The organism is Bradyrhizobium sp. AUGA SZCCT0177 (assembly GCF_018130125.1).
Classification (GTDB): domain Bacteria; phylum Pseudomonadota; class Alphaproteobacteria; order Rhizobiales; family Xanthobacteraceae; genus Bradyrhizobium.
Window position 1 is genome coordinate 122,907 of the sequence record NZ_JAFCMA010000026.1, and the last position, 10,609, is coordinate 133,515.

The following is a 10,609-nucleotide window of genomic DNA, read 5'->3' on the forward strand; positions in this document are numbered from 1 at the left end:
CACCTTACTCTTTCTCTGTCTCGCAAAGAGCATGACGCGCCATGAATTGGGATGCACGGGAGCTGTCGGCGAATTTCGACCTGGAGAAACTGACGCCGGAATTCTATGCCAACCCTTATCCGACCTATCGGGCCCTGCGCGAGAACGAGCCCGTCAAGCGGCTGCCGAACGGCTGCTACTTCCTGACCCGCTATGACGATCTGGTCGCCGCCTACAAGGCGACCAAGGTGTTCTCGTCCGACAAGAAAAAGGAGTTTGCGCCGAAATACGGCGACAGCCTGCTCTACGAGCACCACACCACCAGCCTCGTCTTCAACGATCCCCCCGCCCACACAAGGGTGCGGCGGCTGATCATGGGCGCGCTGTCACCGCGCGCGATCGCGGAGATGGAGCCCGATTTGATCAGGCTGATCGACCGCCTGCTCGACGGCCTCGCCGCCAGGGGCGACGTCGAACTGATCGAGGATTTCGCCTCCGCCATCCCGATCCAGGTGATCGGCAATCTGCTCGACGTGCCGATGGAGGAGCGCGAGCCGCTGCGCGACTGGTCGCTCGCCATTCTCGGCGCGCTCGAGCCCGTGATCAGTCCGGAGGCGTTTGCGCGCGGCAACAAGGCGGTGAAGGATTTTCTTGGCTATCTCGAAATCCTGGTCGAGCGGCGGCGCGCAAAACCCGGCAACCCCGAACGCGACGTGCTGACGCGCCTCATTCAGGGCGAGGACAATGGCGAGCGGCTGACCTCGAAGGAACTGCTGCACAATTGCATCTTTCTGCTCAATGCCGGCCATGAAACCACCACCAATTTGATCGGCAACGGGCTGGTGGCGCTGTCGCATTATCCGCACCAGAAGGCGCGGCTGATCGAAAACCCCGCTTTGATCAAGACCGCGGTCGAGGAGATGCTGCGCTTCGAAAGCTCAAACCAGCTCGGCAACCGCATGACGGTCGAGCCGGTCGAACTCGGCGGCATCGCAATGCCATCAGGCACGCCGGTGACGCTGTGCATCGGCGCCGCCAACCGCGATCCGCAGCAGTTCGCCGACCCTGAAAACCTCGATATCGGCCGCACGCCGAACCGGCATCTCGCCTTCGGCACCGGTGCGCATCAATGCGCCGGCATGGCGCTGGCGCGGTTAGAGGGCGCAATCGCGATCTCGCGCTTCCTGGCGCGGTTTCCGGACTATGCGCTGAACGGCGAGCCGGTGCGCGGCGGCCGCGTCCGCTTCCGCGGATTTCTGAGCGTGCCGTGCCAGGTCGGCGAAACCACGCGGGCATCGTAGGCGGCAGCCTGCTTACGCCGTCGCCGGCTCGCCGGCGATCGCGCGGTCGATCGCATCGATCAGCACCTGCATCTCCAGGAATTTGGCGCGCGCCCGCTCGGCCTTGTCGCGGTCGAACGGCGCCGCGAGCACCTTGGCGTGCGCATCGCGGTCTTCGAGCATGCGATCCCGCGCCTTCTTCAAATTGTCCAGTCGGTCGCTCATGCGGGCTCGCTTTGCTGTTAGCTGTATCAGGCTCTGCCAAGGATTCGCGGCGTGACCATAGGGCATGGCAAGGCCAATGGACCCAAATTAAATCAGCTTTCGGACGATCGTCCTGTATCTATCCTTCGCCAAGTTGCTACCCTCGCCCGGCACGATGCTTTCGAAGCATCAACTCCAGGGAGTGACCGGCATGGCCAAGGGCGAGCAAAAGAACAATCGCGAGGCGAAGAAGCCCAAGAAGGAAAAGATCAAGACGATCGCGGCGGCGCCGAGCCAGAAGGGCGTCGGAAGCCTGCAGTCGGGTTTTGGCTCGGGCAAAAAGAAATAGTCAGCAAGGCTGTCTGACAAGCTTCGATGTTGGACCGATCTTCCTCACCTGCACCGGCGTCGGGGTTTGCGCCGCCCCGATCAGCGATTCCGGCCTCCACCGTCTTTGTCCTGGGCCGGTAATTAACCCCCGGTTTACCATGTTTGCGTACCTTTTTCGCACCGGCGTTTCGAAAAAGGGCCTCCCGTATGGCGTACCGCGCAAATCAGCAGCTTCGTGAGGACATCTGGGATTACCGCTACCCCTCCGCGCCCGCCCCGCTGCCCGACGAAGAAGAGAAAGTCGTCAGTTTTGCCCGGCAACCCGCGAAAGGACCCGGCACCACCGCGCTCAGCCTGATGCAGCAGGCCACTGAGATGTTCGAAGGCATCGAAAACCAGGCCCGCGAGACCGAAGCCCGCGCCCAGTCGTTGTGCAAGAGCGCCACCGAGCGGCTGCGGCTGGCCGAAAAGCAACGCGACGCTTCCGAGCGCGCGCGACGCGAACTGATCAATGATTTCAATGCCCGGCTCGAGGAAATGGCGAAAGCCATGCAGCGGGCCGAAAAGCGTATCGTAAGCGCCGAGGATCATGCGATCGGAGCCGAGTTCCGCGCGCAGGCCGCCGAGGCCCAGCTTCACAAAGCCAACCGCGAACTCGCCGCCATCGAGGACATGATCCGCAAGCGGCTTGTTTGAGATACTCTCCGCCGTCGTCCCGGCGAAGGCCGGGACCCATAACCACAGGCTTTCGTGGTTAGACCAGCTGGCGCTCCAGCCACCCTCCTCAACAATCAACTTCGGTGGCTATGGGTCCCGGCCCCCGTGCGCGATTGCGCACTAGGCCGGGACGACATAAACCTAAACCACCGACCGATGCCGTTCGATGCAGGTCAGCAGCACCTCATCCATCGGCTTGCGCCACCACTCCTCCGAAAAAATCTCGATCTCGGAATACCCTTCAAAGCCCTGCGCCTCGACGGCTGCACGCACCGATTTGATGTCGATGACGCCGTCACCCATCATGCCGCGGTCGTTGAGGATGTCCTTGGTCGGCACCAGCCAGTCGCAGACGTGGAACGCCAACAGGCGGTCCTTGCCGGCGCGCGCGATCTGCGGCAGCAATTCCGGATCCCACCAGATGTGATAGACGTCGAGCGCGACGCCGAGCGCGCCTGATCGTTTCGGATCGAGCGCGTCGCAAATATCGAGCGCCTGCTTTGTCGTATTGACGCAGGCTCGGTCGCCAGCATAGGCGGGATGCAGCGGCTCGATCGCCAGCGGCATGTTTGCGCTTCTCGCATAGTCCAACATCTCGGCGATGCCGTCCTGCACCTGGCTGCGGGCTGCCAGGATATCCTTTGAGACCGCACTGCCCGGCCGCGAATATTGCGGTAGTCCGCCGACGACCAGCACGATGCAGGGCGCGCCCAGCGCCTTGGCCTCGTCGACGGCGCGGCGGTTGTCGTCGCGCGCCTCGATGCGACGGGCAGCATCCGCCGTGAACATGCCGCCGCGGCAATAGCCGGTCAATTCCAGCCCGGCATCGCGCACCGCCCGCGCGGCACGCTCGAGGCCGACGGCGGCGACCTGATCGCGCCACGGATCGATGGCGCGGATGCCATGCCGCGCGCAGGCCTCGATGATCGCGATGAGGTCGCCCTGCTTGCGGACCGTTGCCGTGTTCAGCGACAGCCAGCGATGGTCTTTCGAAAAATCCCGCATCAGGCCTCAACGCCGCGTGTCGCGAGCACGGTCTTCATCCGCCGTGTTGCCAGTTCCGGATTGGCGAGCAGGCCCGCCTGGTCGGCCAACCTGAACAGTTCGGCCAGATGCAGCGTCGAGCGCGTGCTCTCCTGCCCACCCACCATGGTGAAATGGTCCTGGTGGCCGTTGAGATAGGCCATGAACACGATTCCCGTTTTGTAGAACCGGGTCGGCGCCTTGAAGATATGCCGCGACAGCGGCACCGTCGGCCCGAGCACGTCGTGAAAGCCGGCCTCATCGCCGGCCGCCAGCCGCGACAATGCGTAGGACGCCGCCGGCGCAATCGCATCGAAGATGCCGAGCAGCGCGTGCGAAAAGCCCTTGTCGTCGCCGGCGATCAGTTCGGCATAGTTGAAATCGTCGCCGGTATACATTTTTACATTCTTGTCGAGCCGGCGGCGCATGTCGATCTCGCGCTGCTTGTCGAGCAGCGAAACCTTGACGCCATCAACCTTGGCGGCGTTGGCGTTGATGATGCCGACCGCGATGTCCATGGCCTCATCGAGGCTCGAGGTGCCCCAATAATTTGCCAGCGCCGGGTCGAACATGTCGCCGAGCCAATGAATGATCACGGGCTCGCGGACCTGCGACAGCACGCGATTATACACCTTGGCGTAATCGTCGGCATTGCGACCGATCTTCGCCAATGCGCGCGAAGCCATCAGGATGATGCGCCCGCCGGCCTTTTCGACCGCGGCGATCTGCTCTTCATAGGCGCGGATCACGTCATCGATACTCTCAGCATCCTCGACCGCGAGGTGGTCGGTGCCGGCGCCGGAGAACACCAGCGCATTGCTCCTCGCCCTGGCAGCCCTCACCGAGCGCTGGATCAATTCCAGCGAGGTCGGCCAGTCCAGCCCCATGCCGCGCTGCGCGGTGTCCATCGACTCGGCAACGCCGAGACCGAGGTCCCAGATGTGTTCGCGGAACGCGATGGTCTTGTCCCAATCGATCGCCGCCGTCAGCCACGGATCATTGTCGGCAAAGGGATCGGCGACCACATGCGCCGCCGAGAACGCGACGCGGTTCAGCGTGCCTTCGAGCTTCGCCGGGAAAACCCGCGACGCCGCCAGGCGATAAGTTTCGATGCTGCGGTTCGCGGTCGGCAGTTTCAGCGACAGCGACGAGACAGGCATGACCGGCTTGTTCATGGCTTCACCTCACACCTTGATCGGAGCGACGTCGATCCAGCGTCGTTCGCGCCAGCTCTGAAGTGCGCATTCGGCGAGTTGCACGCCCTTGGCGCCTTCCAGCAGCGTATACTTGTAGGGTGCGTCCTCGCAAACGTGCCGAATGAACATTTCCCACTGTTCCTTGAATCCGTTGTCGTAGACGACATTCTCGGGGAGCGTCTGCCAGTCGGCGTAGAAATCATGCGTACGCTTCTCGTCCGGATTCCACACCGGCCGTGGCGTCGCCTGCCGCGCCTGAATGACGCAATCGGTCAGCCCCGCGACCGCCGAGCCATGGGTGCCGTCGACCTGGAAGGTGACGAGATCGTCGCGATAGACCCGCGTCACCCAGGACATGTTGATGTGCGCGATCACCCCGCCCTTGAGGCGGAAGGTGGCGTAGGCGGAATCGTCGGCAGTCGCCTTGTATTGCTTGTTCTTCTCGTCGAAACGTTCGGGAATGTCCGTGGTGCCGGTGCAGCTCACGCTCTCGACCTCGCCGAAGAGATTGTCGAGCACGTAACGCCAGTGGCAGACCATGTCGAGGATGATGCCGCCGCCATCCTCGCTGCGGTAATTCCAGGACGGCCGCTGCGCCTCCTGCCAGCCGCCTTCGAACACCCAATAGCCGAACTCGCCGCGCACCGAGAGCATGCGGCCGAAGAAGCCGGAGTCGCGCAGGAAGGCGAGCTTCTTCAGGCCCGGCAGGAACAGCTTGTCCTGCACCGTGCCGTGCTTGACGCCCTTGGCATCGGCGAGCCGCAGCACCGCCACCGCTTCGTCCAGATTGGTCGCGATCGGCTTCTCGCAATAGACGTGCTTGCCGGCATTGATCGCCTTGGTCAGCAGCGTGGGCCGCGCCTGCGTGGTCGCGGCATCGAAGAAGATGGTGTCATTCTTGTCGGCCAGCGCCTTGTCGAGGTCGGTCGACCAGCGCTCGACGTTGAAGCGCTTGGCGAGACGTTCCACTTTATCTGCGTCACGGCCGATCAGGATCGGGTCCGGCATCATGCGGTCGCCATTGCCAAGCACCACGCCGCCCTGGTCGCGGATCGCGACGATGGAGCGGATCAGATGCTGGTTGAGCCCCATGCGGCCGGTCACACCGTTCATGATCAGGCCGAGGCGTTTGGTCGTCATATCGCTTGCTCCCTTGGAATGCGTGGCTTTGGCCGCTCCAGCGGCGACATCGCGGACCAGTCCGGATGCACTGACGTGGCAAAGCCTGGTGTCGTCAGCGATCCCGTCAGGAGATCGCCGTCATGGATCGCGAGGCGGATTTTCTTGCCGTCGCGGAAATAGAGATCAGGATGGGCGGTTAGAAACGCTTCCGCCTCAGGAGCGGGCGTATCACCAAACCCATCAACATAATGATGGCCGTTGCGCTCGGCGTGGGTGACGCCGATCAGCGCGCCAAGCGCCAGATCCTGCTGCACGGCTAGCCCGGCCTGACAGGTCAGGTCCTCGCCGGCGATAAAGGCCTTGTCGCCGTCCGCGCTCCATTTGGCGGCGCGGGTCGCGTTGATGACCGATTTGTAGACGCCCTTGCAGGATTTCGAGGAGATGCCGCGATAGCCCAGCGCGCGCGCCGCGGGGAACGCGTCATAGGAATCATCGGCCTCATCGACGATGAAGTCGCGGCTGGCGAGCGCGCCGAGCGGCGACTGCCGCGTGATATCGCGCGGCATCGGCTGCTCGATATAGAGCAGTCTTGATGCGATCGGCTTCAGGGCACCGTCGCGGTCGAGGCGCTCGACCAGCGCGCCCAGCACGCTGAGATCGGCATATTGTTCGTTGGCATCCAGCGTGACGCTGTAATCATACGGCAGCGTGGCAAGTTCTCTGCCGATGCGGGTCAGGCGCTCCGCATCATGGACGGGATCGCCATTGAGCTTGAGCTTGAAGTATCGTGCGCCGGAATTTTCCCTGACATCGGCAACACCGCCCTCGCCTTCGACATGATCATCCATGCCGACCGTATGCCGGATCGCGACGCGCGCCAGCCGCTGACGGCGGACAAGGAAGCGCGAAACATCTTCATCGCCGAGGTCGCGCGACAGCCGCGCATCGACGCCGGCGATATTATCAGCCATGCCGTCAAAGAAGTTGGCGCCGGTCGCGCGCAGCAGCGCGTCGAGGATCGCCTTGTCGATTTCGGCAGGGCCATAGGCGGCCGCAAGCGGCGGGATGTCTTCCTTGGCGCAAGCGGCGATCTGCGAACCGATGCAGGCCGCATGCAGGCCGAACGCGGTCTCGTAGCCGGACTGCGCCAGATAGAGTTCGCGCGCGATCAGCAGCGAGCGCCGCAGCTCCTCGATCGTCTCCTGTGGTGAGAGATGCGGCCGCTTGTCGAACCATTTTGCCACGAGAAACTCGGCACTCGCACCTGTCGCCTTGCCTTTTCCCTCAACCTCGATCTCGACCCGCACGAACATCTGCGGCGTCGCGTTGATGACGACGGCGCCGAACCGGAACGGCCGGGCAAAAGTCACCGGGCGTTCAAAGAAAGCGATATCTCGGACGGTCAGACGTGGCGGCATCAGCCCGGCTCAATCCAGCGCGCTTTGGGTGAAGAAGTGCTTTCGAATTCGCTGCACAAGTTCGGTGAAGGCGGGATCGGCCATCGCGTCAAGCGAACGCGGGCGCGGCAGCGGCACGTCGTAGATCGCCGCGATCGCGCCGGGGCGCTCGGTCATGACCAGCACGCGGTCGGCCAAAAACACCGCTTCCGGTATTGAATGCGTAATCAGCAGCACGGTCTTGCCGGTCTCGCGCTGGATCCGCATCAGCTCGACATTCATCTTCTCGCGCGTCATGGCGTCGAGCGCGCCGAACGGCTCGTCCATCAGCATGATTTTTGGATCATGCACCAGCGCCCGGCAGATCGAGGCCCGCTGCTGCATGCCGCCCGAAAGCTGCCAGGGCAGCTTCTTCTCAAAGCCTTCGAGCCCGACCATCTTGAGCAGCACCTTGGCGCGCACGAGATATTCCTCGCGCGGCAGCTGCTTCATGTCGATCGGCAGCATCACATTGCCGAGGATATTGCGCCATGGCAGCAGCAGCGCGTTCTGGAACACGATGCCGACATTGCCGTGCGGTTTTGTCACCTGTTCGCCTTCGACCAGGATTTCACCGGTCGAGGGCGCCAGCAGGCCCGAAATCATCTTGAGCAGCGTGGACTTGCCGCAGCCGGACGGGCCGACGACGACAAAGAACTCGCCCTCGTTGATATGAAAATCCAGCGGCTTCAGCGACGGCACATCGCCGTCGCGCGAGCGATAGGTCTTCGACACACCCGACAGCGTGATCCCCGGCGTGCCGGCGCCTGCCCGATCGGACACCAGGCGCAGATGCGCGGCGGGCTGATCGGGGTTGGTTGCTTTGGTCGCTGCGCTCATTCAGTTTCCCTCCACCCGTCGTCCCTGCGAACGCAGGGACCCATACGCCGTGCCCTTTCGTTCGGGCACGGAGGTAGAGACCTTCTGCAACAACGCAGGCCGGTGGCTATGGGTCCCTGCTCCGTGCGCAACCGCGCACTCGGCAGGGACGACGATCGATGTGTCATCAATGGCTCAAGATCCACCCTTCGGCAGATAATCATTGGTATAAAACGCCTTCGGATTGTCCTTGGCCTTGGCTTCGAGGCCGCCATACTCGACCATCAGATTGACCGTGTCGGTCATGTTCTGGTCGGTGACCTCGAACGGCCGCTTGCCCTTGGTTTCCGCGGTCCGATAGAGCGGGATCGTCAGCTCAAAGCCCTGGGTCAGCGTTTCGATCTTGCCGCCCTTGGGGTTGGCGTCGAGGATCGATTGCGCCGCGGCCTTCGGCTCCTTCTCGGCGGCTTCGACGGCCTTGGTCGTCGCCGACATGAAGCGCTTGACGAGGTCGGCATTGGCCTTGACGAACTCGGTGTTGGCGACGACGCCCGAGCAGACCATGTTGATGCCGTAGTCGGCGAACTTGATCGCGTTGACGTCCTTGCCGGTGGCGTCCTTGATCTTCATCGACTGGTCCATGACGTAACCGAGCAGGAGGTCAGCCTGGCCGTTGATGACGGCGTTGAGCTTGGTCTGGCCGTCGCCAGCCACGGTCTGGAAATCGCTTTCCTTCAGGCCGGTCTTCTTCAGGAACAGCGGCCAGATCTGGGTCATGGAATCGGCGGGCGTGATCGCCACCGTCTTGCCCTTGATGTCTTCGGGCTTCTTGATGTTCTTCTCGACGAAACCCATCGCCGACATCGGGCTGGTCTGCAGCAGCACGCCGGTAGCGACGATCGGCGCGCCCTTGACCGCCGCGCGCATCATGGTTGGCACGTCGACATAGCCGAAATTGGCGGTCTTGGCCGCAACCGCCTGTGTGGTCGCTGCCGAACCGCGGCCTTCCTGGATTTCGAGATCGATGCCTTCGGCGGCATAGATGCCCTTGGCCTTGCCGTAATAGAACGGCGCATGCTCGCCATAGACGTACCAGTTCAGCATCAGCACCACCTTGTCGGCGGCAGATGCGGGGACTGCCAGCGCAGCCCAGATCAGCGCGGCCGAAACCGCTGTCATCGCTCGTATCATTGTCGTCCTCCCGTTGGTGTTGGCTTGCGGTCCTTGGGTGAACCGCCTTTTTTTGGGTTACAGTTTACGAAGCAAAGATGATGTCCTCGCGCTGGCTGACATGCCAGGGAATGACGAGGCTTTCGATCCGGTCGACGATCCAGAACAGGATCACGCCCAGCAGCGCGAGAATCACCAGCGCGGCGAACATCGTCGGCAAATCGAAGGTGCCGATCGAGCGCTGCAGCACATAGCCAATGCCGGAATTGGAACCGACGAATTCGCCGACCACCGCGCCGACCACAGCCAGCGTGATCGACACTTTCAATCCGGAGAAGATCGCCGGCATCGCATGCGGCAGGTTGACGGCGCAAAATACCCTAAAGCGGCTGCCCTGCATCGCGCGCGCCAGATCGACCATGTCAGGATCGACCGATTTGAAGCCCTGCACCGCCGACACCACGACCGGGAAGAAGCCCAGCAGAAACGCCGAGATCACTTTCGGGATGATGCCGAAGCCGAACCAGACCACGAACAGCGGCGCGATCGCGATCTTGGGCACGGACTGGGAGAACACCAGCAGCGGATAGACGTAGCTTTCCACCGTCTTCGATCCCGCGATCAGCATGGCGACGGGAATGCCGAACACGGCCGAGAGCAGGAACCCGCAGATCGTGGCGTAGGTGGTAGGCCAAGCCTGCCGCAGCAGTTCCGGCCAATCGGTCCACAACACGGCGACGACATCGCCGGGCGCCGGGATCTGGTAGGCGGGAATCCGGAACACGCGGATGGTCAGGTCCCAGATCACGACGATGAAAATCAGGAACAAAAACGGCCGCACCCACGCCGCGTTGAGCGCTTTGGTCACGCCGCTGGGGCCCTTCGGTTCGGCCACGTCTCGCTCCCTGATCAGGTTCTTGTCGGCGAGAAATTAACCCGTTGGATAAATACTGTCCAGTGGCATCCCTGTGACATTTTCTCTCCGTCATTCCGGGGCGCGCCAAGCGCGAACCTGGAATCCATCAAGCCGCATGCGCCGCCGCCCAATGGATTCCGGGCTCGCCGCGTTGCAGCGCCCGGAATGACGGAGGGAGGTGCGACAAAATAGCCCGACAGGCAAATCAGTTCCGATTATCGGAAATCATGTCAAGCCTCGAAATAAAAAATATTTCTGTTTACCAGAAGGCAAATCAGGAGCATGTTCCCGCCATCCCGTCCTACTCAGAAGGGCGTCGGCCGTCGTCACGGACGTTGGACGGGTTGCGGTGGACGCTGGTTTACGCCTCGACGACGGCGTGGATAAGCGTACGGCAAAACCGTGTGGTCCTGGCAC

At 62.7% G+C, this 10,609-nt stretch carries 12 protein-coding genes; 4 read left to right on the top strand and 8 right to left on the bottom strand.

From position 1 onward, the window contains the following. The first annotated feature begins 41 nt into the window (after positions 1–41). Complete coding sequence (locus JQ597_RS27185) at positions 42–1,280, top strand: cytochrome P450 (RefSeq protein WP_212268485.1); 1,239 nt, start codon at positions 42–44, stop codon at positions 1,278–1,280. 12 nt (positions 1,281–1,292) lie between these two features. Here JQ597_RS27185 and JQ597_RS27190 read toward each other — a convergent pair whose 3' ends face one another. Then, the gene (locus JQ597_RS27190) at positions 1,293–1,484 is read right to left on the bottom strand and encodes a hypothetical protein (RefSeq protein ID WP_211997564.1); all 192 of its coding nucleotides are present in this window, start codon (positions 1,482–1,484) and stop codon (positions 1,293–1,295) included. Positions 1,485–1,674: 190 nt separating this feature from the next. Between JQ597_RS27190 and JQ597_RS27195 the strand changes: the two genes are divergently transcribed. Continuing rightward, positions 1,675–1,812, top strand: coding sequence for a hypothetical protein (locus JQ597_RS27195; protein WP_192737226.1), 138 nt, complete (start codon positions 1,675–1,677; stop codon positions 1,810–1,812). Between the two features lie 188 nt (positions 1,813–2,000). Beyond that, a complete protein-coding gene (locus JQ597_RS27200) occupies positions 2,001–2,489 on the top strand; it encodes a hypothetical protein (RefSeq protein WP_212268487.1) in 489 nt (162 codons plus the stop codon). A gap of 162 nt (positions 2,490–2,651) precedes the next feature. Here the strand turns inward: JQ597_RS27200 and JQ597_RS27205 are convergent, their stop codons facing one another. The 7 genes from JQ597_RS27205 to JQ597_RS27235 form a co-directional block, all read right to left on the bottom strand. Then, a complete protein-coding gene (locus JQ597_RS27205) occupies positions 2,652–3,515 on the bottom strand; it encodes a sugar phosphate isomerase/epimerase family protein (protein ID WP_212268489.1) in 864 nt (287 codons plus the stop codon). Continuing rightward, positions 3,515–4,708, bottom strand: coding sequence for a dihydrodipicolinate synthase family protein (locus tag JQ597_RS27210; protein ID WP_212268496.1), 1,194 nt, complete (start codon positions 4,706–4,708; stop codon positions 3,515–3,517). The genes JQ597_RS27205 and JQ597_RS27210 overlap by 1 nt, the downstream gene beginning before the upstream one ends. A gap of 9 nt (positions 4,709–4,717) precedes the next feature. Then, a complete protein-coding gene (locus JQ597_RS27215; protein WP_212268499.1) occupies positions 4,718–5,869 on the bottom strand; it encodes a Gfo/Idh/MocA family protein in 1,152 nt (383 codons plus the stop codon). Then, positions 5,866–7,269, bottom strand: a complete 1,404-nt coding sequence (locus tag JQ597_RS27220; RefSeq protein WP_212268501.1) for a hypothetical protein — start codon at positions 7,267–7,269, stop codon at positions 5,866–5,868. Before JQ597_RS27220 ends, JQ597_RS27215 begins: the two co-directional genes overlap by 4 nt. Before the next feature lie 9 nt (positions 7,270–7,278). Beyond that, positions 7,279–8,127: an ABC transporter ATP-binding protein gene (locus JQ597_RS27225; RefSeq protein WP_212268503.1), complete on the bottom strand. Its 849-nt coding sequence runs from the start codon at positions 8,125–8,127 to the stop codon at positions 7,279–7,281. Between the two features lie 174 nt (positions 8,128–8,301). Then, positions 8,302–9,297 (bottom strand): ABC transporter substrate-binding protein, encoded by a 996-nt coding sequence (locus JQ597_RS27230; protein ID WP_192737219.1) that lies wholly within the window; start codon positions 9,295–9,297, stop codon positions 8,302–8,304. Positions 9,298–9,361: 64 nt separating this feature from the next. Then, positions 9,362–10,171 (bottom strand): ABC transporter permease, encoded by an 810-nt coding sequence (locus JQ597_RS27235; protein WP_212268505.1) that lies wholly within the window; start codon positions 10,169–10,171, stop codon positions 9,362–9,364. 248 nt (positions 10,172–10,419) lie between these two features. Here JQ597_RS27235 and JQ597_RS27240 point away from each other — a divergent pair. Continuing rightward, a partial coding sequence (locus JQ597_RS27240) for a hypothetical protein (protein ID WP_212268507.1) occupies positions 10,420–10,609 on the top strand: 190 nt, incomplete at its 3' end.